Origin of the sequence: Pseudomonas bubulae, assembly GCF_900618535.1 — a bacterium.
In the GTDB taxonomy this organism is placed as follows: domain Bacteria; phylum Pseudomonadota; class Gammaproteobacteria; order Pseudomonadales; family Pseudomonadaceae; genus Aquipseudomonas; species Aquipseudomonas bubulae.
The window spans coordinates 443009-465974 of sequence record NZ_UYJA01000004.1; the positions used below are offsets into that span (position 1 = coordinate 443009).

The following is a 22966-nucleotide window of genomic DNA, read 5'->3' on the forward strand; positions in this document are numbered from 1 at the left end:
AGCAGATGTCCGCCTCACTGAAGATCGGCTCCCTCTCCCTCCGGGAGAGGGCTGGGGTGAGGGGTCTTGATCTCAGGCAAAAAAAACCTCGCTTCCCTGTCACAGGGGGCGAGGTTTTTTATGACGCTGTCTTAAACCGCGCTGGTCGACTGCGGACGACGCACGTCCGGCTGCTTCCACGATTCCGCCGCAGACTCATCGATAGCCTGCTGAATCGCCTTTTTGCGATGCTCTTCGGCACGGCGGCTGAAGAACCACACCATGAAGGTAACCAGTGACACTGCCAGCAAAATCAGGCTGGCCACGGCGTTGATCTCAGGTTTGACCCCCAGGCGCACCGCCGAAAACACTTCCATCGGCAAGGTCGTCGACCCCGGCCCCGACACAAAACTGGCCAGTACCAGGTCATCCAGCGACAGGGCAAAGGACATCATTGCGCCGGCCGCCAGGGAGGGCGCAATCATGGGAATGGTGATCAAAAAGAACACCTTCCACGGCTTGGCGCCCAGGTCCATGGCCGCTTCTTCGATCGACAGATCCAGCTCACGCAAGCGCGACGACACCACCACCGCCACATAGGCCGAGCAGAACGTCGTGTGCGCGATCCAGATGGTCACCAGGCCACGTTCTTGCGGCCAGCCAATCATCTGCGCCATCGCCACGAACAGCAGCAACAGCGACAGACCGGTAATCACCTCTGGCATGACCAGCGGCGCCGTCACCAGGCCGCCAAACAGCGTGCGACCCTTGAAGCGGCTGATACGCGTCAGCACAAATGCCGCCAACGTACCCAGTGCCACCGCTGCAATCGCCGTGTACAGGGCGATTTCCAGCGAGCGCATCACCGAACCCATCAGTTGCGTGTTGTCCAGCAGGCCCACGTACCACTTCAACGACCAGCCGCCCCACACCGTCACCAGCTTGGAGGCGTTGAACGAGTAGATCACCAGAATCAGCATCGGCAGGTAGATGAACAACAACCCCGCGACCAACATAAAGCTAGAAAAACGGAAGCGATTCATATCTTGCCCTCCAGCTCTTTAGCCTGGCTGCGGTTGAACAGAATGATGGGCACGATCAGGATCGCCAGCATGACCACGGCAAGCGCAGACGCCACCGGCCAGTCACGGTTGTTGAAGAACTCTTGCCACAGCACTTTACCGATCATCAGGGTTTCCGGGCCGCCCAGCAGTTCCGGGATCACGAACTCGCCCACCACCGGGATAAACACCAGCATGCAGCCGGCGATAATGCCGTTTTTGGACAGCGGCACGGTGATCTTCCAGAAGCTGTTGAAGGTGCTCGACCCCAGGTCTGACGCGGCTTCCAGCAAGCTGGTGTCGTGTTTCACCAGGTTGGCATACAGCGGCAGGATCATGAATGGCAGGTACGAATACACAATGCCGATATACACCGCGATATTGGTGTTGAGGATCTGCAGGGGTTCACTGATCCAGCCCATCGACATCAAGAAGCCATTGAGCAGGCCGTTGTTGCTGAGAATGCCCATCCACGCGTAGACGCGGATCAGGATCGCGGTCCAGGTCGGCATCATGATCAGCAGTACCAGCACGGTCTGCATCTCTTTACGGGCATTGGCGATGGCATAGGCCATCGGATAACCGATCAGCAGGCACAGCAGGGTGCTGAAGAAAGCCATCTTCAGGGAGCCCAGATACGCGGCGATATACAGTTCATCGTCGCCGAGCATGGCGTAGTTGCCCAGGTTCAGCAGTACCTGGATTTTCTGGTCAACGTAGCTATAGATCTCGGTATACGGCGGAATCGCGACGTCCGCTTCGGCAAAGCTGATCTTCAGGACGATGAAGAACGGCAGCATGAAGAACAAAAACAGCCACAGGAATGGAATCCCGATGACCATATGGCGGCCACCGGGGGTTATTCGTTGCAGTCGGCGTTTGAGTTTTCGCATGTTCATGAGCGCAATACCACGCCGCTGTCGTCTTCCCACCACACGTAGACTTCGTCGTCCCAAGTCGGGCGGGCGCCACGGCGTTCGGCGTTGGCCACAAACGACTGCACCAGCTTGCCGCTCGGCAGCTCGACGTAGAACACCGAGTGCCCGCCCAGGTAAGCGATGTCATGCACCTTGCCGCGCGACCAGTTGTATTCGCAGGTCGGCTTTTCGGTGGTGACGAGCATTTTTTCCGGGCGAATCGCGTAGGTGGTGTGCTTGTCTTCCACCGAGGTGCTGACGCCGTGACCGACGTAGATGTCGTTCTCCAGCTCCGGGCACTTGATCCGCGCATAGCCTTCGGCGTCATCGACCACTTCACCGTCGAACAGGTTGACGTTGCCGATAAATTCACACACCAGGCGGCTGACCGGGGTTTCGTAAATGTCGATAGGGCTGCCGATCTGGGCAATCCAGCCCAAATGCATGATCGCAATACGCTGGGCCATGGTCATGGCCTCTTCCTGGTCGTGGGTCACCATCACGCAGGTCACGCCCACGCGCTCGATGATCTCAACCAGTTCCAGCTGCATCTGCGAACGCAGTTTTTTGTCCAATGCGCCCATTGGCTCATCCAGCAGCAGCAACTTCGGGCGCTTGGCCAGCGAACGGGCCAGGGCAACACGCTGGCGCTGGCCACCGGACAACTGATGGGGCTTGCGCTTGGCGTACTGGCTCATGTGGACCAGCTTGAGCATCTCGCCCACGCGGGCATCGATCTCGGCGGTCGACATCTTGTCCTGCTTGAGGCCGAAGGCGATGTTCTGCGCCACGGTCATATGCGGGAACAGGGCATAGGACTGGAACATCATATTGATCGGCCGCTCATAGGGCGGCAGGTCGGTGATATCAACACCGTCAAGGAAGATACGACCCTCTGTTGGGCGCTCGAAACCGGCGAGCATGCGCAGCAAAGTGGATTTGCCCGATCCCGATCCGCCGAGCAGGGCGAAGATTTCGCCCTTGTTGATTTCCAGGGACACATCGTCCACGGCAATCGTCTCGTCGAATTTCTTCGTGACCCGGTCGATTTTGACCAGCACCTGCTTAGGTGTCTGGTCGCCCTCGAGGGCTTTCTTATAGGCGCCGGAGGCAACAGCCATTACGTAACTCCCAACAAATTTAGCAGCCCGGCCTTGATGGCCGGGCCTTGGATAGGTGGTCTGGCGAGATTACTTGCCCGTCTTGACCTTGGTCCACGTACGCGTCATCAGACGCTGTATTTTCGGGGGCAGCTCGGTTGAGACGTATGTCTTGTCCAGCACCGCCTGGGTTGGGTAAACCGCTTCGTCGGTACGAATGGACTCATCCATCACCTTGTCGGCCGCCGGGTTAGGGTTGGCATAACCGACATAGTCACTGACCTGAGCGATCACTTCAGGCTTGAGCAGGTAGTTGATGAATGTGTGGGCCTCCTTGACGTTGCTGGAATCCTTGGGGATGGCCAGCATGTCAAACCACAGGGCGCCGCCTTCCTTGGGCACGATATAGGCGATGTTCACGCCTTTTTTTGCATCCTCGGCACGCGCCTTGGCCTGGAATACATCACCGGAAAAACCAATCGCAACGCAGATGTTGCCGTTGGCCAGGTCGGAGATGTATTTGGAAGAGTGGAAGTAGGTGACGTATGGACGCACCGACATCAGGACTTCTTCAGCTTTCTTGTAGTCCTTGGGGTTGGTGCTGTTGGCATCCAGGCCCAGGTAGTTGAGTACGGTAGGCAGCATTTCATCTGCCGAATCCAGGAAAGCCACGCCGCACTTGGTGAGCTTCTTCATGTTCTCGGGTTTGAACACCGCATCCCAGGAGTCGATACTGTCGACGCCCAGCACTTCTTTGACTTTATCGACGTTGTAGCCAATGCCGTTGGTGCCCCACAGGTAAGGCACGGCATATTGATTGCCCGGGTCATTGGCCTGCAGGCGCTTGAGCAGGGCCGGGTCGAGGTTGGAATAATTCGGCAACTGCGCAAGGTCGAGCTTCTGGAACGCACCCGCCTTGATCTGCTTGCCCAGGAAGTGGTTAGACGGAACGACCACGTCATAACCGGTACGCCCGGCCAGCAGTTTGCCTTCCAGGGTTTCGTTGGAATCAAAGACATCATAAATCGGCTTGATGCCGGTCGCGGCTTCAAAATCAGCCAGCGTGTTCGGCGCGATATAGTCCGACCAGTTGTAAATGTGCACCGTGGGTGCCGCTTGTACGCTGACGGCAAGCGTCAAACCAGCTCCGACCAGCAAGGTCTTGCGAAACAGAGATATAGACACGTGATGGTCCTCTAAATAGTTGGGCCTGAGTTGCCCGCGTCATACGGCAGTCGAACCGCCAAAGACAAAACCGGCGCGCAACTTACCCTCGATAAACCTGCACAGCAAAGTTTTCCGCGAATAATTGCCCTAACACCTTGTTTTTCCGACCATTGCGCCGGTTTTTGTGAAACCGGAAGGCCTCAGCCCTCCGGTCTCAATCGCAGCCTTCGGCAGCGGCTACAAGGGGCGAGGCGTTATTTACCGGACTTGATTTTGGTCCAGCTGCGCGTCAGCAACCGCAGGGTGGTCGGCGGCAAATCGCTGATGGCGTAGAGCTTGGCCTTCACTTCATCGGACGGGTAAATGCTCGGGTCGCCCGAGATATCTTTATTCACCAGCGGCGTTGCAGCCTTGTTACCGTTGGGGAAACGCACGCTGTTGGTGATTTCGGCCATCACTTCAGGCTGCATCAGATAATTCATCCAGGCATAGGCGGCGTCGACGTTCTCGGCATCCTTGGGAATGGCGACCATGTCATAGAAACTGCCGGCACCTTCTTTAGGGATCGCGTACTTGAGCTTGACCTTGTCACCGGCCTCTTTGGCGCGGGAAATGGACTGTTCAAGGTCACCCGAGTAACCCACGGCCACGCAGATGTTGCCGTTGGCCAGGTCGGAGATGTACTTGGAGGAATGGAAGTAGCCGACCGAAGGGCGAATCTTCAGGAACAGCGCTTCGGCTTCAGCCAGTTGTTTCTTGTCTTGCGAATCGGTCGGGTAGCCCAGGTAGTGCAGGGCGGCCGGGATCATTTCGGTCGGCGAGTCGAGGAAGCTTAAGCCGCAGCTTTTAAGCTTGGCAGCGTTCTCCGGCTTGAACAGCACGTCCCAGGAATCGATGGTGTCCACGCCCAGCGCGGCCTTGACCTTCTCCGGGTTGTAGCCGATGCCGATGGTGCCCCACATGTACGGGAACGCATGTTTGTTGTCTTTGTCGCTGGCATCGCCAACGGCCTTGAGCAACGCCGGGTCGAGGTTTTTCCAGTTGGGCAGCTTGGACTTGTCCAGCTCCTGGTAAACCCCGGCCTTGATCTGCTTGGCCAGGAAATTGTTGGAAGGCACGACGATGTCGTAGCCGGACTTGCCCGCCAGCAGCTTGGCCTCAAGGGTCTCGTTGCTGTCGAACACGTCGTAGACCACCTTGATACCGGTCTGGTCTTCGAATTTTTTAACCGTGTCCGGTGCGATGTAATCGGACCAGTTGTAGATGTGCAGAACCTTGTCTGCTGCTTGAGCTGCCCCGGCCATCACACCCATCAAGGAGAGGGCGAGAAGGGTCTTGCCAGCTTTTTTAAAACCTGATGCCTTCATCTGTAATGCTCCAATTGTTCTTTTAAACCACCGATTCAGCGACCTGATCTCAAGGTGACTAAAGCCGGCGGCTAGTCTGGCAAGATCCGGGGCAGGCTTTCAAGGGAAGAGCCTTGATTCTTAAGGCTCTGAGCGCAATTGCCTGCTTTAAAACAGCAGTTCTCCTGCGCTCAAAGCCTAGCAGTTAACCTTGCAAAGTTTCCAAGGTCAGATCCAGGCACTTACGCGCCTTGGTCACCAGCTCGTCGATCTCGTCCTTGCTGATCACCAATGGCGGCGAGATGATCATGGTGTCACCCACGGCACGCATGATCAGACCGTTATCAAAACAGAACTGCCGGCAGATCATGCCGACACCACGGCCTTCGTAACGCTTGCGTGTGGCTTTGTCCTGTACCAGCTCAATGGCACCCAGCATGCCCACACCACGCACTTCGCCCACCAACGGGTGATCGTTCAGTTCACGCAGACGCTTTTGCAAATACGGTGCCGTTTCGGCATGCACCTTCTCGACAATTTTTTCTTCGCGCAGGATGCGGATGTTTTCCAGTGCCACGGCGGCGGCTACCGGGTGACCCGAGTAGGTGAAGCCGTGGTTGAAATCGCCGCCCTCATTCAGCACCGCCACCACTTCGTCGCGCACGATCAGGCCGCCCATCGGGATGTAGCCCGAGGTCAGGCCCTTGGCGATGGTCATCATGTCCGGCTTGAGGTCGTAGAAATCACTGCCGAACCACTCGCCGGTGCGACCAAAACCACAAATCACTTCATCGGCCACGAACAGGATGTCGTACTTGGCCAGAATTTCCTTGATGCGTGGCCAGTAGGTGGCTGGCGGCACAATCACACCGCCCGCGCCCTGGATCGGCTCGGCAATAAAGGCACCGACAGTGTCGACGCCCAGTTCGAGGATTTTTTCTTCGAGCTGATTGGCCGCCCAGATGCCGAACTCTTCCGGGGACATATCGCCCCCTTCTCCGAACCAGTACGGCTGCGGGATGTGGGTAATGCCCGGAATCGGCAAATCGCCCTGTTCGTGCATGTAGGTCATGCCGCCCAGGCTGGCACCGGCCACGGTAGAACCGTGGTAGCCGTTTTTGCGGCTGATGATGGTCTTTTTATTCGGCTGGCCCTTGATCGCCCAGTAATGGCGAACCATGCGCAGCATCGTGTCGTTGCCCTCAGAGCCTGAGCCGGTGAAGAACACATGGTTCATGCCTTCAGGTGCGATCTCGGCGATGGCTTTTGACAGTTCAAGGACCGGCGGGTGGGCGGTCATGAAAAACAGGTTGTAGTACGGCAGTTCACGCATTTGCTTGCTGGCCGCTTCAGCCAGCTCGTCACGGCCATAGCCGATGGCAACACACCACAGGCCGGCCATGCCGTCGAGAATCTTGTGGCCTTCGCTGTCCCACAGGTACACGCCCTTGGCGTGAGTGATGATGCGTGGGCCGACTTCTTTCAACTGTTTGAAGTCACTGAACGGTGCCAGGTGGTGATCGTTGCTCAGTTGTTGCCATTCGAGGGTTTGCGGGTTCTTGTTGGTCATACGGCTCTCCTTTAGTCAGTAGAGGAGGGGCGGCGCCTTCCTGGCTCGCCCCTCCAGCGTGTCAGACGGCGAACAGCAGGAATTCCCGCTCCCACGAACTGATGACGCGCTTGAAGTTTTCATGTTCGGCACGTTTGACTGCCACGTAGCCGGTGATGAACTTGGTGCCCAGGTACTTCTCGACCGTCTTGCTGTTTTCCATACGCTCCAGGGCGTCTTCAATGGTCAACGGCAAGCGCAGGTTGCGGCGCTCGTACCCACGGCCCACTACCGGCGCACTCGGGTTGATGCCTTCGACCATGCCGATGTAGCCACACAGCAGGCTGGCGGCAATGGCCAGGTACGGGTTGGCATCGGCGCCCGGCAGGCGGTTTTCGACACGACGGTTCTGCGGCCCGGCATCCGGTACGCGCAAACCCACGGTACGGTTCTCCTCGCCCCACTCCACGTTTACCGGCGCCGAGGTATCAGGCAAGAAACGGCGGAACGAGTTCACATTCGGAGCAAACAGCGGCAACAGCTCTGGAATGAACTTCTGCAGCCCGCCGATGTGGTTCAGGAACAGGTCGCTCATGGTTCCATCTTCATTGGAGAAGATGTTTTTGCCGGTGTTGATATCGATGATGCTCTGGTGCAAATGCATGGCACTGCCAGGCTCGCCGGTCATGGGTTTGGCCATGAACGTGGCGGCGACATCGTGCTTGAGCGCGGCTTCGCGCATGGTGCGCTTGAACACCAGAATCTGGTCGGCCAGGGACAGTGCGTCGCCGTGACGGAAGTTGATTTCCATCTGCGCCGTGCCGTCTTCGTGGATCAACGTGTCCAGATCCAGCTTTTGCAGTTCGCACCAGTCGTATACGTCTTCGAACAACGGGTCGAATTCGTTGGCCGCTTCAATGGAGAAGGACTGACGACCGGTTTCCGGGCGGCCGGAGCGGCCCACAGGCGGCTGCAACGGGTAATCCGGGTCGTCACTGCGCTTGGTCAGGTAAAACTCCATCTCCGGCGCCACGATCGGCTGCCAGCCATGGTCGGCGTAGAGTTTGAGGACCTTTTTAAGCACGTTGCGCGGCGACAGCTCGATCGGGTTGCCCTGCTTGTCGTAGGTGTCGTGAATCACCTGAGCAGTTGGCTCAATTGCCCACGGCACCACAAAGACTGCGTTCTGATCGGGACGGCAGACCATGTCGATGTCGGCCGGATCGAGGAGTTCGTAATAGATGTCGTCTTCGACATAGTCGCCCGTTACGGTTTGCAGCAATACGCTCTCGGGCAGGCGCATGCCCTTTTCGGCAATGAACTTGTTGGTCGGCGAGATCTTGCCGCGAGTAATCCCGGTAAGGTCGGCGATCATGCATTCGACTTCTGTGATCTTGTGGTCTTTCAACCAATCGGTGAGCTGGTCGAGGTTGTTACTCATAAATGCCTCTGGGCTGAGTGTCCTGACTTGAATAAGTCAGGCGTTTACTGACGCATCTGCGTCGCGTTGTGTTGCGCGCCGTCTGCAGGCATCTCCAAATGCCTGGAAGATGGCGAGGTAAATCGGGTTGGAGCTTATCTGCCATTCGGGGTGCCACTGAACCGCCAAAGCAAAAGCCTTGCCGTCTTTGACCGACACGGCTTCGACCAGACCGTCCGGTGCAAGGGCTTCTGCGCGTAAACCGGGGGCCAGGCGATCGATACCCTGGGTATGAATCGAGTTGACCTCGAACTCAGTGGGCAAGCCCAAAGCTGCCAACACTCCGCCCGGCTGGACGTGCATGGCGTGGCTCGGTGCATATTGCACCTCAACAGGGGCACTGGGGTCTTCGCGATGTTCGATAAAACCTTCGACTTCATGCAATTTCTGGTGAAGTGAGCCACCCAGAGCTACATTCAACTCCTGAAAGCCGCGGCAAATGCCGAGCACCGGAACGCCCGCTGCCAATGCAGCACGAATCAGGGGAAGGGTGGTGCGATCACGCTCGGGATCATGCAGCGTGTCTGGTGCGCTGGCGGGGCCGTGATACAAGTGGGGTTCAATATTGGAAGGCGACCCGGTAAAGAGCAGGCCGTCCAGACCGTCAATAATATCGGTTGGATCAATCAGTTCCGCCAGTGACGGAATGATCAGGGGCAAGCCTTTGGCGGCCACTGCAACTGCTCGCACGTACTTATCGCCAGTGATGTGATAAGGATGCAAACCGATCTGCTTGGTGCAGGCGGTGACGCCGATTAACGGCAGGCGTGACATGTAACACCCCGGTATTATTGCTGTTATGGGTTTGAATCGAGCTTAGCCTTGTTCATTTTTTTACACAACACCCCCGTAAAAAATACAACACGGCCCGCTCAAGCCTGCGGGCGCCACCCGTCAAAACAGAACAAATACGCCCCAAAAAGCGTCAAAAATGGCCTTCCGGCGCTTTTTCAGGGCAAAAAAGAGGCTGCTTGACTTCGGTATGCCGTTCGGGTTGACTGAATCCCGTAGCGCTCAATGATTGATATTTTTAACAACAAAGGTGTTGCATCATGTCGGTACCCCCGCGTGCCGTTCAGCTTAACGAAGCGAACGCGTTCCTTAAGGATCATCCTGAGGTTCTGTACGTAGACCTTCTCATTGCGGATATGAATGGTGTGGTGCGCGGCAAGCGCATCGAACGCACCAGCCTGCACAAGGTTTACGAGAAAGGCATCAACCTGCCTGCCTCTCTGTTTGCACTGGATATCAATGGCTCAACGGTGGAAAGCACCGGCCTGGGTCTGGATATCGGTGACGCAGACAGAATCTGTTATCCCATCCCCGACACCCTGTGCAACGAACCCTGGCAAAAGCGCCCTACCGCGCAATTGCTGATGACGATGCACGAACTTGAAGGTGAACCTTTCTTCGCCGACCCTCGCGAAGTACTGCGTCAAGTTGTTACCAAATTTGACGAACTGGGCCTGACCATTTGCGCCGCTTTCGAGCTGGAGTTCTACCTGATCGACCAGGAGAACGTTAACGGTCGCCCGCAGCCACCCCGTTCGCCGATCTCCGGCAAACGCCCGCATTCGACTCAGGTTTACCTGATCGACGACCTCGATGAATACGTCGACTGCCTCCAGGACATTCTGGAAGGTGCCAAAGAGCAAGGCATCCCGGCTGACGCCATCGTTAAAGAAAGTGCCCCGGCGCAGTTCGAAGTGAACCTGCACCACGTTGCCGACCCCATCAAGGCCTGCGACTACGCGGTACTGCTCAAGCGTCTGATCAAAAACATCGCCTACGACCATGAGATGGACACCACATTCATGGCCAAGCCTTATCCGGGCCAGGCGGGCAACGGGCTACACGTTCATATTTCGATTCTGGACAAAGACGGCAAAAATATTTTTGCCAGCGAGGATCCCGAGCAGAACGCCGCATTGCGTCACGCGATCGGCGGTGTGCTCGAGACCCTACCGGCACAGATGGCGTTCCTTTGCCCCAACGTGAACTCCTACCGTCGTTTCGGCGCACAGTTCTATGTGCCCAACTCGCCGTGCTGGGGCCTGGACAACCGTACCGTGGCCATTCGCGTTCCGACCGGCTCGGCCGACTCGGTACGGATCGAACACCGGGTTGCCGGTGCCGATGCCAACCCGTATCTGTTGATGGCCTCTGTGCTGGCCGGTGTTCACCACGGTCTGACCAACAAGATCGAACCGGGCGCACCCGTCGAAGGCAACAGCTACGAGCAAAACGAGCAAAGCCTGCCGAACAACCTGCGCGATGCATTGCGTGAGCTGGATGACAGCGAAGTGATGGCCAAATATATCGACCCGAAATACATCGATATTTTTGTCGCCTGTAAAGAGAGCGAGCTGGAAGAGTTTGAACACTCCATCTCCGATCTCGAATACAACTGGTACTTGCATACCGTGTAAGCGATTGCAGTCCACGAAAAACGCCGCCGGCCTTACAGCCCGCGGCGTTTTTTCATGCTCACAGGTCTACAATGCCGGCTGCCCTTGAGGAGACGCTGATGTCCAGCCGCGCCACACCCCGAAAGCCACGCGCTCGCAGCCAGGGCCGCATCGACACGATACTTGACGCTGCCCGCACGCTGCTGACGGCGCAGGGCGTATCCAGCCTGTCGATTTACAACGTGGCAGAGCACGCACAAATCCCGCCATCGTCGGTCTATCACTTTTTCGCGGGCGTACCCGCGCTCCTTGAGGCGCTGACCGGTGATATTCACGCAGCCTTCCGCGCCTGTCTGCAGGCGCCGATCGAGCATGATGCGTTGAAAGACTGGCGCGATCTTTCGCACATTGTTGAACACCGAATGCTGACGATCTACAACGAAGATGCAGCCGCCCGGCAGTTAATTCTCGCCCAGCATGGCCTTACCGAAGTCACACAAGCCGACCGCCAGCACGACCTTGAGCTGGGGCAATTGATGCACGCGCTGTTTATGCGCCACTTTGAATTGCCAGCACTGCCACAGGACGTGGACGTGTTTGCCCTGGCGATGGAGCTGGGCGACCGCGTGTATGCACGCTCCATCCAGCTGCACGACAGCATCACCCCGCGTATGGCCGAAGAAGGCATGCGCGTGGTGGATGCTTATCTGGGGTTGTATTTGCCGCCGTTTTTGCCGAAACGCAAGAGCCCGACGGTAAACCTGTAGATACTCTGTTGCAGGTCAAGCCCTATTGTGGGAGCGAGCAGGCTCGCTCCCACAGTTGCAGTGTTCATGCCGCTGCGCTCGTCAGCGGCTACACGTCATCCCGCGCTCATCAGAACGGAGCATCACCCAAAATCGTTGCACGGTGCATCACACGGCGGTTCGGACGGTAATCGTCCACGGCGTAATGCTGGGTTACGCGGTTATCCCAAAACGCCACATCGTTCTCCTGCCAGCGCCAGCGAATGGTGTATTCCGGGCGGGTGGCATGGGCAAACAGCAACTTCAGGATCGCTTCGCTCTCTGCTTCAGACAGTTCATTGATGCGCGTGGTGAAACCTTCGTTGACGAACAACGACTTGCGCCCGCTTACCGGGTGGGTGCGGATAACCGGGTGCGACAGCGGCGGGTTATTTTTGCGGGTCTGTTCCCAGCGTGCCAAATCTTCCGGGGTCGAACCAAAGCGCTCCAGCGGGAATGACTTGGTGAAATCGTGGGTTGCGGTCAGCCCATCGAGCAGCACCTGCAACGGTTTCGACAACCCTTCAAAAGCGGCAATACCGGCTGCCCACAACGTGTCACCACCAAAAGCCGGCAGTTGCTTGGCACTCAATACCGCGCCCATGGCCGGGGTTGGCAAAAAGGTCACGTCGGTGTGCCATACCGCGTTGTCACGCACGTCAGTCACGGCGGTGTCCAGCACCAGCACTTCCGGCTGGCCAGGCACGTTGGGGTAGATCGGGTGAATATGCAGGTCGCCAAAATTGGCGGCAAAACGGGCCTGCTGCTGCGGTGTAATCGACTGGTTCTTGAAAAACACCACATGATGTTCAAGCAAGGCTTGCTCGATGGCATCACGGTGCTCAAGGCTCAGCGGTTGAGTCAGGTCGACACCCTCAATCTGGGCGCCCAGGGCAGAGCTAATCGGGGTAATGGTCAGGCTCATGATCTCTCTCTTAATCAGCGCGCCGATTAATCAGCGTCGAGTTCTGTTGTTAGTGAGCCTGGCCGTGCCACGGCACCAGCTTGCGTTGCAGGGCGCGCAGGCCCATTTCCATGGCAAAGGCGATGATGGCTATCACCAGAATCCCCAGTACCACCACATCGGTCACCAGGAACTGCGCGGCGGACTGCACCATAAAACCCAGGCCACTGGTGGCGGCGATCAGTTCGGCGGCCACCAGCGTCGACCAGCCCACGCCCAGACCGATACGCACACCGGTCAAGATATCCGGCAAGGCGCTCGGCAAAATCACATGGCGAATCAACTGCCAGCGCGTCGCACCCAACGACTGCGCAGCACGGACCTTGGCCGGGTCAACGGTACGCACGCCGGTGGCGGTGGCAATCGCGATCGGGGCGAAAATCGCCAGGTAAATCAGCAGCACTTTCGACAGCTCGCCAATACCGCACCAGATCACGATCAGTGGCAAATAGGCCAATGGCGGGATTGGGCGATAGAACTCGATCAGCGGATCGAAAATCCCCCGCGCAATGCGGTTGTGGCCAATGGCGATGCCCACCGGCACTGCTGTCAGAATCGCAAAGCCCAGACCCAGGCCGATACGGCTCAAGCTCGCGCCCAGGTGCTGCCACAGGGTGGAATCCATATAGCCCGTGGTCGCCAGCAGCCAACCTTTTTGCAACACGGCAGAGGGCGGCGGCAGAAACAGGGGTTCAATCAGCCCGGCAGCGGTAACGGCCCACCATACGGCGATCAGGGTGACGAGGGTCAGCACGCTGATCCAGCGTGTGCTCAGGCTGCGCTTGACCGGGCGTGGGGTGTGGGGCGCGGCAACCGGGTTGGCGGCGACTGCTTCATAACTGCTCATGCGCGCTCCTGCCGCTGGGCGGCACCGCGTTGTGAAAACACGCGATCAAGCACGTGCTCACGGGTTTCAATAAAGCGAGGGTCGGACTTGATCGAACGTGCCGATTCGCCGGCGTTGTAGCGCTGGCCAAAATCCAGGCTCAGACGCTCAACAATGCGGCCGGGGTTGGGCGCCAGCAAAATCAGGTCAGTGGCCAGAAACACCGCTTCTTCAATGTCGTGGGTAATCAGAAATACCGGCTTGTCGGTACGTCGGCACACTTGCAGCAACAGTTCCTGCATCTGCTCACGGGTGAACGCATCGAGGGCACCGAAGGGCTCATCCATCAGCAATACGCGAGGGTCGGCAGCCAGCGCGCGGGCCAGGCCCACCCGCTGTTTTTGACCGCCAGACAGCTCCCATACGCGGCGCTTTTCAAAGCCGGACAAATCCACCAGCGAAAGCATTTCACGGGCACGGGCTTCGCGCTTGTCCCGTGGCACACCGGCCAGTTCAAGGCCGAAAGCCACGTTGGCCAGTACGTCTTGCCAGGGCAGCAACACATCATCCTGAAACACCACACCGCGCTCGGCACTCGGGCCGTGGACGGGTACGTTGTCGAGGGTAATTCGACCAGCGCTGGGCTCGACGAAGCCAGCGATCAGGTTCAACAAGGAGGTCTTGCCGCTGCCCGACGGGCCAAGTGCGACCAGCAGTTGCTGTGGCCCGAGGCTGACGGAAATATCCGACAGCACCGGCTCAGCGGCGCCCGGGTACTGTGCGCTGATGCGCTCCAGTGTTAACAAGGCCATGACGGTCGACTCCTCAGCGGCGTTGATTATTGAGTAACAAAAGTGGCGTTGACCGACGGCGCGTAGTCCGGCAGTACAGCGTCGACTTTTTTCTGCTCTTTCAGGAAGGCAGCAGTGTCGGCCAGGGCTTTGGTAGTCGGTGCGCCCAGCAATACCACCTGATCAGCCGCCAACGGGTAGACGTTGCCTTGCAGCAGCAGCGGGATATCGGCCGCCTTGGCGCCCGAGAGCTTCACAACCTTGTCGATATTGCCCTGATTGGCCAGCCAGGCTTTTGGGTCCTTGTGGTAGTCGGCGTAGGCATCCAGAGTCACTTTGGCGAACTGCTTAACGACTTCCGGGTGCTTGGCGGCGTAGTCCTTGCGCACGATCCAGGCATCAAAAGTCGGCGCACCGAGCTTGCCCAGCTCACCGGAAGTGATCAGCACTTTGCCGTTCTCTTTGGCAGTGCCCAAAGCCGGGTCCCATACATAGGTGGCGTCAATATCGCCACGCTTCCAGGCCGCGACAATGGCAGGCGGTGCGAGATTCAGAATCTGTACTTTCGAAGGGTCGATGTTCCAGTGCTTCAATGCAGCCAGCAGGCTGTAGTGACCGGTGGACACAAACGGCACGGCTACTTTTTTGCCGACCAGGTCCTGCGGGCCGTTGATACCGGAGCCGTTGCGGGCGACCAGGGCTTCAGAACCGCCCAACTGAGTGGCGATCAAAAAGGTTTCGACCGGTACGTTACGGGTCACGGCGGCGGTGAGCGGGCTCGAACCCAGGTAGGCAATCTGCACATCACCCGAGGCAATGGCCGCAATGATGTCTGCGCCGTTATCGAATTTGCGCCAGTTGATCTTGGCGTCGGTGGCTTTTTCGTAAGCACCGTCGGCCTGGGCGACTTTGGCCGGGTCAACGGTGGTTTGGTAAGCCACGGTGACATCCGAGCTGGCAGCCTGCGCGAAGAAGCTGGCACCCGCCAGAGACAAAGCAGCCAAAAGGCGTAGGGGAGAGTGCAGTTTCATCAGGTAGCTCCTCGGCAGGTGGCCGGATATCGGCTGGATGCGAGGTTAAATGATCTAAGAATCAGTAAATAAATAACTTTTAAGCATTAGCTTATGTAGTTACGCAACATACAGGCGCGCACCCGCGCCCTAACTGCCAGGGCGTTTTAGCCAGCGGGTGATTAGGTCGAGTGTTTAATAACCAAAGGCTATTAAAAGATTCATGAAATTATGTTTAGAAATTAGACAAAAGACCGATAGCATTCCCACGCGCGCGTGTAGGAGAAACCCTGCTATATGCCTATTTGATCTGAAAAGATCAGAAACAATTCTTTTTAGGTTTATTAAATAGTCATTAACCTGCGCACAAACGACGAATGATTAGACAAAGGTCGTAGCCATGATGGGTTGCGATTGACTTGCCGGTCACCGTCTGGCGCTAATCGCGCATCTGCAGCACCCAGGCATCAGATCCGGGGCTGAGGAACTACAAAAATTAGAAACGCAAAGGAGCAACACAATGCACAAGTCCACCTTGGCCATCGCTGTGGCCGTAGGATTGTTGGCACAACAAGCCAGCGCTGCCGGCTTTATCGAAGACAGCAAGGCCACGCTGAAGCTGCGTAACTTCTATATCAATAACGATAACCGTGACTCGGGCACCAAAGCTGCCGGTGCGCAAAGCAAGACTGAAGAATGGGGCCAGGGCTTCCAGCTGGACTTCACTTCGGGCTTCACCCAGGGCACAGTCGGTTTCGGTATTGATGCCATTGGCCTGTTGGGCGTCAAGCTCGACTCCAGCGCTGGCAAACACGGCAACCCTACCGGCGCAAACTATGGCGGTTCGGTGTTCCCAAGCGATGGCAACCACGCTGTAGACGATTTCTCCAGCCTGGGCCTGACCGCAAAAGCCAAAGTGTCCCAGACCGAACTGCGCATCGGTACCCTGCAGCCTAAACTGCCGGTTATCGTTAGCAACGACGGTCGCATGCTGCCGCAAACCTTCCAGGGTGGCCAGATCACTTCCAGCGAGTTCAAGGACCTGACCTTCACCGGCGGCCAGATCGAGCACGCCAAGGGCCGTAACTCGAGCAACAACGAAGGCCTGTCGATTGCCGGCGCGAACAATTCCATTACGGGCAAGTTCGTTAACAAGTTCTACTACGGCGGTGTGGACTACAAGGTCAACAAAGACCTGTTGTTGCAGTACTACTACGGCAACCTGGAAGATTTCTACAAACAAAACTTCCTGGGCCTGGTTCACAACTGGTCCATCGGTCCGGGCGTGTTGAAATCTGACCTGCGCTACTTCAACAGCACCGACGACGGCAAGAACGGCCACGACTCTGCGTATTACACCACCGGTGATTACGCCAACAGCTCTGCAGGTAGCGGCAAGGGCAAGGTCGACAACAACCTGATCAGCGGCCTGTTCCTGTACACCGTTGAAGGTCACACCTTTGGTGGCGGTTATCAGGTGAGTAACGGCAGCAGCGACTTCCCGTTCCTGAACCAGGGCGACGGTGCATCGGCGTACATCCCTACCGATATGCAGATCTCGAAGTTCGCCCGTGCTGGCGAGCGTACCTGGCAGGCGCGTTACTCGTATGACTTCGCCAAAGTCGGCGTACCTGGCCTGACGGCGGGCGCGGTTTACCTGCGTGGCGACAATATCGACACCTACAACAGCAAAAATGTGCAAACCAGCAATGGCTCTTCCGAGTGGGAACGCGATATCACCGTGGCTTACGTGATCCAGGAAGGCACGCTGAAAAATCTGGGCTTCATGTGGAAAAACGCCATGTGGCGCAACGATATTGCTGGCCAGCGCGACCAGGACGAAAACCGTCTGATCGTGAGCTACTCGATCCCGTTGCTGTAAGCGTGATTTAGTACAAAGTAAGAAAAATCCTGCCCGGCGCAATGCCGGGCAGGGTGTTTACCGAAGACCTCAACGGTCAATTCGCAACACATTAATAGTCGCAGCTCCCTGCCGCTCCCCTTGCCTAAACCAGAACCCACAGTGGCCCCACGCCTGGGCTGCGTCCAATGAAACAGTTTTTAATATCTCTTTTTGTTCTAATCAAATCGATATTTATTCTTTTTAATTAGCTCCAGAGGCAGGCAGAGTGGCTCCATCACGCCCCGCCATTGCCAATAAAAAGGAGCTGCACCATGAGCCTCAGACTCGGCGACATCGCCCCCGATTTCGAACAGGATTCCAGCGCCGGCAAGATCCGTTTCCATGAATGGCTGGGCGACAGCTGGGGCGTGTTGTTTTCGCACCCGGCGGACTTCACCCCGGTGTGCACCACCGAACTGGGCTTCACCGCCAAGCTCAAGGACGAGTTTGCCAAGCGCGGCGTCAAAGCCATCGCACTGTCGGTAGACCCGGTGGATTCGCACCACAAGTGGATCGAAGACATCAACGAAACCCAGAATACCGTGGTCAACTTCCCGATCCTGGCCGATGCCGATCGCAAGGTGTCTGACCTCTACGACCTGATTCACCCCAATGCCAGCGACACCCTGACCGTGCGCTCGTTGTTCGTGATTGATCCGAACAAAAAAATCCGCCTGACCATTACCTACCCGGCCAGCACCGGTCGCAACTTCAACGAAATTTTGCGGGTGATCGACTCGTTGCAACTGACCGACAGCCACAAAGTGGCCACCCCGGCCAACTGGCAGGACGGTGACGAGGTCGTGATCGTGCCGTCGCTCAAGGACGAAGACGAAATCAAGCGTCGCTTCCCCAAGGGCTACCGCGCCGTGAAGCCCTACCTGCGCCTGACGCCGCAGCCGAACAAGTAAAACCAACCTCATACCCTGTGGGAGCGGGCTTGCTCGCGATGATGGCGCCGCGTTTTTTTCTGATACACCGCGCCGATCCCATCGCGAGCAAGCCTGCTCCCACAAACATGCAACCGTGTCTTCAACAGGGTTTTTGGCCGTTTCGACGGCCTTTTTTTTGCTTTCGATTTAACAAAAAGGCATATGCATTTTAAGAATAAACAAATGAATAAATATGATTTATAGATATATAAATCACCTGTTATGGTCTGTTCACTCAAGCGAAAACGCTGACAGCGAATTGCACATATTCATTCAAGGAAACGTCTAGATGCTGGTCGTGACACTCGGAGGAAGCCCAAGCCAACGTTCCCGCTCAGGAGTGTTGCTGGACCACGCCAAACGCTGGCTCAACCAGCAAGGCGTTGAAGTGGTGAGCTATCAGGTACGCGACTTTCCGGCCGAGGACTTGCTGCACGCACGCTTCGACAGCCCGAAAATCATCGACCTGCTGCAACAGATCGAAAACGCCGATGGCCTGGTGATTGCCACCCCGGTGTACAAAGCCTCGTTCAGCGGCGCGCTGAAAACCGTGCTCGACCTGCTGCCCGAACGCGCCCTGAGCCACAAAGTGGTACTGCCTATCGCCACCGGTGGCAGCATCGCCCACATGCTGGCCGTGGACTACGCCCTCAAGCCAGTACTGTCGGCACTCAAGGCCCAGGAAATGCTTCAGGGCATTTTTGCCGAAGACAGCCAGATTGCTTACGGAGAAGGCGGCGCACAAGCGCAACTGGTGCCGATTCTGGAACAGCGCCTGCAAGAGTCACTCGAACAGTTCTACAGCGCCCTGGCGCGACGCCCCAAGCCTCTGGACCCGAGCATCCTCAACGAGCGTCTGGTGACGGCTCGCTGGAGTATCTGAAACAGCATTTTTCCCACCGATAAAAGCTCCACCACCTTACTGATCCGCTAACGGCCCAGCAGGTGCTACCCGAATCCCGAACAACAAAAAAGGAGAGCGCCATGCGCCCTGTCATTTTGCGTCGTGGTCTGGTCGCACTCTTAGCTGCGGCTGTGTCCTTCGGTGCTGTTACCCAGGCTCAAGCCGATACCCTGCGCATCGGTTATCAGAAATACGGCACGCTGATGCTGCTCAAGGCCAAAGGCACGCTGGACAAGCGCCTGGCCGAGCAGGGCGTTGACGTGCAATGGACCGAATTCCCCCGTGGCCCGCAATTGCTTGAAGGCCTGAACGTGGGCTCCATCGACTTCGGCGTGACCGGCGAAACCCCGCCCGTGTTCGCCCAGGCCGCTGGCGCCGACTTGCTCTACGTCGCCTACGAGCCACCAGCCCCCACCAGCGAAGCGATTCTGGTGCCCAAGGATTCGACCATCACCTCGGTCAAAGACCTCAAAGGCAAAAAAGTCGTCCTCAACAAAGGCTCCAACGTGCACTACCTGCTGGTGCGCGCCCTTGAAGACGCCGGCCTTAAATACACCGATATCCAGACCGTGTTCCTGCCCCCCGCCGATGCCCGTGCTGCCTTTGAACGCGGCAGTGTCGATGCCTGGGTAATCTGGGACCCGTACCAGGCAGCCGCCGAACAACAGCTGCAAGCGCGCACCCTGCGTGACGCCAGTGGCATCGCTGATAATCATCAGTTCTATCTGGCTACCAAGCCTTATGCCGAACAGCACCCCAAGGTGATCGAAACCCTGGTCGATGAAGTACGCACTATTGGCGAATGGGCCAAGGCCCACCCCGAGGACGTGACAAAACAAGTCGCACCACTGCTGGGCCTGTCTCCTGAGATCACCCTCACGGCGGTCAAGCGCCAGGGCTACGGCGCACAGTTTCTGACCCCGGAAGTGGTCAACGCGCAGCAAAAAATCGCCGACAGTTTTTACCAGCTCAAGCTGATCCCCAAGCCGCTGGTTGTGAAAGACGTGATCTGGACGCCCCCGGCCAATCTGGCCAAAGCCAACTAACGCTTGCTGCCCCTAATTAGGAGACCACTCCATGAGCCTCAATATTTTCTGGTTCCTGCCTACCCACGGTGATGGCCATTACCTTGGCACCTCCGAAGGCGCCCGCGCCGTTGACTACGGTTACCTGCAACAAGTCGCGCAGGCTGCTGACCGCCTGGGCTTTGGCGGGGTACTGATTCCTACAGGTCGTTCGTGCGAAGACTCATGGCTGGTGGCGGCATCGCTGATTCCGGTAACCCAGCGCCTGAAATTTCTCGTAGCCCTGCGCCCGGGCATTGTGTCGCCCACCGTTGCAGCGCGTCAGGCCGCGACCCTGGACCGCTTGTCCGGTGGCCGCGCCCTGTTCAACCTGGTCACCGGCGGCGACCCGGAAGAGCTGGCCGGTGATGGTTTGTTCCTCAGCCACGAAGAGCGTTATCAGGCCTCGGTAGAGTTCACCCGCATCTGGCGCCGTGTGCTTGAAGGCGAAACCGTGGACTACGATGGTGAACACATCACCGTCAAAGGCGCCAAGCTGCTTTACCCGCCGATTCAGCAACCGCGGCCACCGCTGTATTTCGGCGGGTCTTCGGAAGCCGCACAGGATCTGGCCGCCGAACAAGTGGAAATGGTTCTGACCTGGGGCGAGCCACCGGCTGCCGTTGCAGAAAAAATCGAACAGGTGCGCGCCAAGGCCGCCAAATTGGGCCGCACAGTACGTTTCGGCATTCGTTTGCACGTAATTGTGCGTGAAACCAACGAGGAGGCTTGGAAGGCCGCCGACAAACTGATCTCGCATCTGGACGACGACACCATCGCCCGTGCCCAGGCCTCGCTGTCGCGCTTTGACTCGGTGGGCCAGCAGCGTATGGCCGCCCTGCACGGCGGCAGCCGCGACAACCTCGAAGTCAGCCCTAACCTGTGGGCAGGCGTGGGCCTAGTACGGGGCGGCGCTGGTACGGCGCTGGTCGGGGATGGTCCGACCGTGGCCGCACGGGTTCAGGAATACGCCGACCTGGGCATCGACACCTTTATTTTCTCCGGTTACCCGCACCTGGAAGAGTCCTACCGTGTGGCCGAGTTGTTGTTCCCGCACCTGGATATCGAACGCCCGGAACTGCCAAAAAGTGCAGGCTACGTGAGCCCGTTTGGCGAAATGGTCGCCAATGACATCCTCCCTAAAGCCGCGTCGCAGAGCTGAGGTCGCCATGAGTTCAGGCAAGGCCTCGGGCCTCAAAAATATCGGTCACACCCTGGCGCCCTGGGCCTTGCCGGTCTTGCTGCTGGCAGTGTGGCAGCTGTCCGTGTCAGCGGGCTGGCTGTCGACACGCATCCTGCCCGCCCCCAGTGCCGTGATCACGGCCGGCGTCGAGCTGGTGCGCAGTGGCGAAATCTGGAAACACCTGGCCATCAGCGGCTGGCGCGCCGGGCTCGGCTTTGTGATCGGTGGCAGCATCGGTCTGGCGCTGGGCTTTATCACCGGCCTGTCGAAATGGGGTGAACGCCTGCTCGACAGCTCGGTGCAAATGATCCGCAACGTGCCGCATCTGGCGCTGATTCCGCTGGTCATCCTGTGGTTCGGCATCGACGAGTCAGCGAAGATTTTTCTGGTGGCGCTGGGGACTTTATTCCCGATCTACCTCAACACTTACCACGGCATCCGCAACGTTGACCCGGCGCTGGTGGAAATGGCGCGCAACTATGGCCTGTCCGGTTTCAGCCTGTTCTGGCAGGTGATCTTGCCGGGCGCGCTGCCGTCGATCCTGGTGGTTGTGCGCTTTGCCCTGGGCTTTATGTGGCTGACCTTGATCGTGGCCGAAACCATCTCCGCCAGCTCCGGCATTGGCTACCTGGCGATGAACGCCCGGGAGTTCCTGCAAACCGACGTGGTGGTGCTGGCGATTGTTTTGTACGCAGTGCTCGGCAAACTGGCCGACACCGCAGCCCGGGGGCTGGAGCGCATCTGGTTGCGCTGGCACCCGGCGTATCAAGTGGTTAAAGGCGGTGCAGCATGACAGCTCAACAACCTCCACGTTTGCGCCAGGGCATACCGCTGGCCATCAACGGCTTGCAGAAGGCCTTCGGTGAGCGCCTGGTGCTACGTGATATCAACCTGCATATCCCGGCAGGTCAGTTTGTCGCCATCGTAGGCCGCAGCGGGTGCGGTAAAAGCACCCTGATGCGTTTGCTGGCCGGCCTGGATCAGCCCACTGCAGGCCAGTTGCTGGCCGGTAGTGCGCCCCTGCAAGAGGCCCGTGAAGACACGCGCCTGATGTTTCAGGAAGCGCGTTTACTGCCCTGGAAAAAAGTCATCGACAACGTGGGCCTGGGCCTTAAAGGCGACTGGCGGCCAAAGGCGCTCAAGGCACTGGAAGAAGTCGGCCTGGCCGAGCGCGCCAATGAATGGCCGGCAGCACTCTCGGGCGGTCAGAAGCAGCGCGTGGCCCTGGCCCGCGCCCTGATCCACCAACCGCGCCTGCTGCTGCTTGACGAGCCGCTGGGCGCGCTGGATGCCCTGACCCGCATCGAAATGCAGCAACTGATTGAACGCCTGTGGCGCCAGCATGGTTTTACCGTATTGCTGGTGACCCATGACGTGAGCGAAGCCGTCGCGATTGCCGACCGTGTCATTTTGATTGAAGAAGGCCAGGTAGGGCTGGACCTCACGGTCGACCTGCAACGCCCGCGGCTACGCGGCTCGCATCGCCTGGCGGCACTGGAAACCGAAGTACTGAACCGTGTTCTTGCACTGCCTGGCTCGCCACCTGAGCCGGAACCCGTTGCACCGCTGCCTACGCAACTGCGCTGGGCGCAATAAA

At 58.0% G+C, this 22966-nt stretch carries 21 protein-coding genes; 9 read left to right on the forward strand and 12 right to left on the reverse strand.

The window, feature by feature from the left end; genetic code table 11:
• Positions 1-131 precede the first annotated feature (131 nt).
• The 8 genes from PPTH39_RS16635 to PPTH39_RS16670 all read right to left on the reverse strand — a co-directional run bounded on the left by PPTH39_RS16635 (position 132) and on the right by PPTH39_RS16670 (position 9373).
• The gene (locus PPTH39_RS16635; protein WP_016782811.1) at positions 132-1022 is read right to left on the reverse strand and encodes an ABC transporter permease subunit; all 891 of its coding nucleotides are present in this window, start codon (positions 1020-1022) and stop codon (positions 132-134) included.
• Positions 1019-1939 (reverse strand): ABC transporter permease subunit, encoded by a 921-nt coding sequence (locus PPTH39_RS16640; RefSeq protein WP_029611643.1) that lies wholly within the window; start codon positions 1937-1939, stop codon positions 1019-1021. Before PPTH39_RS16640 ends, PPTH39_RS16635 begins: the two co-directional genes overlap by 4 nt.
• Positions 1936-3078: an ABC transporter ATP-binding protein gene (locus PPTH39_RS16645; protein WP_094999618.1), complete on the reverse strand. Its 1143-nt coding sequence runs from the start codon at positions 3076-3078 to the stop codon at positions 1936-1938. Before PPTH39_RS16645 ends, PPTH39_RS16640 begins: the two co-directional genes overlap by 4 nt.
• Positions 3079-3147: 69 nt before the next feature.
• The gene (locus tag PPTH39_RS16650) at positions 3148-4242 is read right to left on the reverse strand and encodes a polyamine ABC transporter substrate-binding protein (RefSeq protein ID WP_094999617.1); all 1095 of its coding nucleotides are present in this window, start codon (positions 4240-4242) and stop codon (positions 3148-3150) included.
• A gap of 236 nt (positions 4243-4478) precedes the next feature.
• The gene (locus PPTH39_RS16655) at positions 4479-5591 is read right to left on the reverse strand and encodes a polyamine ABC transporter substrate-binding protein (RefSeq protein ID WP_130872213.1); all 1113 of its coding nucleotides are present in this window, start codon (positions 5589-5591) and stop codon (positions 4479-4481) included.
• Between the two features lie 184 nt (positions 5592-5775).
• Positions 5776-7140 carry an aspartate aminotransferase family protein gene (locus PPTH39_RS16660; RefSeq protein ID WP_094999615.1) on the reverse strand — a complete coding sequence of 455 codons (1365 nt, stop codon included), beginning with the start codon at positions 7138-7140 and terminating at the stop codon, positions 5776-5778.
• A gap of 61 nt (positions 7141-7201) precedes the next feature.
• Positions 7202-8560 (reverse strand): glutamine synthetase family protein, encoded by a 1359-nt coding sequence (locus tag PPTH39_RS16665; protein WP_094999614.1) that lies wholly within the window; start codon positions 8558-8560, stop codon positions 7202-7204.
• A gap of 36 nt (positions 8561-8596) precedes the next feature.
• Positions 8597-9373 carry a gamma-glutamyl-gamma-aminobutyrate hydrolase family protein gene (locus PPTH39_RS16670; RefSeq protein ID WP_130872214.1) on the reverse strand — a complete coding sequence of 259 codons (777 nt, stop codon included), beginning with the start codon at positions 9371-9373 and terminating at the stop codon, positions 8597-8599.
• Between the two features lie 278 nt (positions 9374-9651).
• Between PPTH39_RS16670 and PPTH39_RS16675 the strand changes: the two genes are divergently transcribed.
• Positions 9652-11028 carry a glutamine synthetase family protein gene (locus PPTH39_RS16675; RefSeq protein ID WP_094999612.1) on the forward strand — a complete coding sequence of 459 codons (1377 nt, stop codon included), beginning with the start codon at positions 9652-9654 and terminating at the stop codon, positions 11026-11028.
• A gap of 98 nt (positions 11029-11126) precedes the next feature.
• Entirely contained in the window at positions 11127-11774 is a 648-nt protein-coding gene (locus PPTH39_RS16680; protein ID WP_094999611.1) for a TetR/AcrR family transcriptional regulator, read from the forward strand.
• 109 nt (positions 11775-11883) lie between these two features.
• Here the strand turns inward: PPTH39_RS16680 and tauD are convergent, their stop codons facing one another.
• The 4 genes from tauD to tauA are packed head-to-tail and all read right to left on the reverse strand — an operon-like array spanning position 11884 to position 15404.
• A complete protein-coding gene (gene tauD, locus PPTH39_RS16685; protein WP_095017913.1) occupies positions 11884-12717 on the reverse strand; it encodes a taurine dioxygenase in 834 nt (277 codons plus the stop codon).
• 49 nt (positions 12718-12766) lie between these two features.
• Positions 12767-13603: a taurine ABC transporter permease TauC gene (tauC, locus tag PPTH39_RS16690; protein WP_094999609.1), complete on the reverse strand. Its 837-nt coding sequence runs from the start codon at positions 13601-13603 to the stop codon at positions 12767-12769.
• On the reverse strand, positions 13600-14394 hold the full coding sequence (gene tauB, locus PPTH39_RS16695) for a taurine ABC transporter ATP-binding subunit (protein WP_094999608.1): 795 nt from the start codon (positions 14392-14394) through the stop codon (positions 13600-13602). The genes tauC and tauB overlap by 4 nt, the downstream gene beginning before the upstream one ends.
• A gap of 26 nt (positions 14395-14420) precedes the next feature.
• Positions 14421-15404, reverse strand: a complete 984-nt coding sequence (gene tauA / locus PPTH39_RS16700) for a taurine ABC transporter substrate-binding protein (protein ID WP_094999607.1) — start codon at positions 15402-15404, stop codon at positions 14421-14423.
• A 499-nt stretch (positions 15405-15903) separates the two neighbouring features.
• Between tauA and PPTH39_RS16705 the strand changes: the two genes are divergently transcribed.
• From PPTH39_RS16705 to ssuB, 7 genes are all read left to right on the forward strand, one after another.
• A complete protein-coding gene (locus PPTH39_RS16705; protein WP_094999606.1) occupies positions 15904-17265 on the forward strand; it encodes an OprD family porin in 1362 nt (453 codons plus the stop codon).
• Positions 17266-17558: 293 nt separating this feature from the next.
• Positions 17559-18197 (forward strand): peroxiredoxin, encoded by a 639-nt coding sequence (locus PPTH39_RS16710; protein ID WP_083369699.1) that lies wholly within the window; start codon positions 17559-17561, stop codon positions 18195-18197.
• Between the two features lie 310 nt (positions 18198-18507).
• The gene (gene ssuE / locus PPTH39_RS16715) at positions 18508-19101 is read left to right on the forward strand and encodes an NADPH-dependent FMN reductase (protein ID WP_094999605.1); all 594 of its coding nucleotides are present in this window, start codon (positions 18508-18510) and stop codon (positions 19099-19101) included.
• Between the two features lie 101 nt (positions 19102-19202).
• The gene (locus tag PPTH39_RS16720; RefSeq protein ID WP_130872215.1) at positions 19203-20168 is read left to right on the forward strand and encodes a sulfonate ABC transporter substrate-binding protein; all 966 of its coding nucleotides are present in this window, start codon (positions 19203-19205) and stop codon (positions 20166-20168) included.
• Between the two features lie 31 nt (positions 20169-20199).
• Entirely contained in the window at positions 20200-21348 is a 1149-nt protein-coding gene (ssuD, locus tag PPTH39_RS16725; RefSeq protein WP_016782830.1) for an FMNH2-dependent alkanesulfonate monooxygenase, read from the forward strand.
• 7 nt (positions 21349-21355) lie between these two features.
• The gene (gene ssuC, locus PPTH39_RS16730) at positions 21356-22162 is read left to right on the forward strand and encodes an aliphatic sulfonate ABC transporter permease SsuC (protein ID WP_130872216.1); all 807 of its coding nucleotides are present in this window, start codon (positions 21356-21358) and stop codon (positions 22160-22162) included.
• A complete protein-coding gene (ssuB, locus tag PPTH39_RS16735; protein ID WP_095017916.1) occupies positions 22159-22965 on the forward strand; it encodes an aliphatic sulfonates ABC transporter ATP-binding protein in 807 nt (268 codons plus the stop codon). Before ssuC ends, ssuB begins: the two co-directional genes overlap by 4 nt.
• Position 22966 lies beyond the last annotated feature (1 nt).

Coding starts and splice junctions, on each gene's coding strand:
- PPTH39_RS16635 (WP_016782811.1), bottom strand. CDS start 1,022: ATGAATCGCTTCCGTTTTTCTAGCTTTATGTTGGTCGCGGGGTTGTTG.
- PPTH39_RS16640 (WP_029611643.1), bottom strand. CDS start 1,939: ATGAACATGCGAAAACTCAAACGCCGACTGCAACGAATAACCCCCGGT.
- PPTH39_RS16645 (WP_094999618.1), bottom strand. CDS start 3,078: ATGGCTGTTGCCTCCGGCGCCTATAAGAAAGCCCTCGAGGGCGACCAG.
- PPTH39_RS16655 (WP_130872213.1), bottom strand. CDS start 5,591: ATGAAGGCATCAGGTTTTAAAAAAGCTGGCAAGACCCTTCTCGCCCTC.
- PPTH39_RS16660 (WP_094999615.1), bottom strand. CDS start 7,140: ATGACCAACAAGAACCCGCAAACCCTCGAATGGCAACAACTGAGCAAC.
- PPTH39_RS16665 (WP_094999614.1), bottom strand. CDS start 8,560: ATGAGTAACAACCTCGACCAGCTCACCGATTGGTTGAAAGACCACAAG.
- PPTH39_RS16670 (WP_130872214.1), bottom strand. CDS start 9,373: ATGTCACGCCTGCCGTTAATCGGCGTCACCGCCTGCACCAAGCAGATC.
- PPTH39_RS16675 (WP_094999612.1), top strand. CDS start 9,652: ATGTCGGTACCCCCGCGTGCCGTTCAGCTTAACGAAGCGAACGCGTTC.
- PPTH39_RS16680 (WP_094999611.1), top strand. CDS start 11,127: ATGTCCAGCCGCGCCACACCCCGAAAGCCACGCGCTCGCAGCCAGGGC.
- tauD (WP_095017913.1), bottom strand. CDS start 12,717: ATGAGCCTGACCATTACCCCGATTAGCTCTGCCCTGGGCGCCCAGATT.
- tauC (WP_094999609.1), bottom strand. CDS start 13,603: ATGAGCAGTTATGAAGCAGTCGCCGCCAACCCGGTTGCCGCGCCCCAC.
- tauB (WP_094999608.1), bottom strand. CDS start 14,394: ATGGCCTTGTTAACACTGGAGCGCATCAGCGCACAGTACCCGGGCGCC.
- tauA (WP_094999607.1), bottom strand. CDS start 15,404: ATGAAACTGCACTCTCCCCTACGCCTTTTGGCTGCTTTGTCTCTGGCG.
- PPTH39_RS16705 (WP_094999606.1), top strand. CDS start 15,904: ATGCACAAGTCCACCTTGGCCATCGCTGTGGCCGTAGGATTGTTGGCA.
- PPTH39_RS16710 (WP_083369699.1), top strand. CDS start 17,559: ATGAGCCTCAGACTCGGCGACATCGCCCCCGATTTCGAACAGGATTCC.
- ssuE (WP_094999605.1), top strand. CDS start 18,508: ATGCTGGTCGTGACACTCGGAGGAAGCCCAAGCCAACGTTCCCGCTCA.
- PPTH39_RS16720 (WP_130872215.1), top strand. CDS start 19,203: ATGCGCCCTGTCATTTTGCGTCGTGGTCTGGTCGCACTCTTAGCTGCG.
- ssuD (WP_016782830.1), top strand. CDS start 20,200: ATGAGCCTCAATATTTTCTGGTTCCTGCCTACCCACGGTGATGGCCAT.
- ssuC (WP_130872216.1), top strand. CDS start 21,356: ATGAGTTCAGGCAAGGCCTCGGGCCTCAAAAATATCGGTCACACCCTG.
- ssuB (WP_095017916.1), top strand. CDS start 22,159: ATGACAGCTCAACAACCTCCACGTTTGCGCCAGGGCATACCGCTGGCC.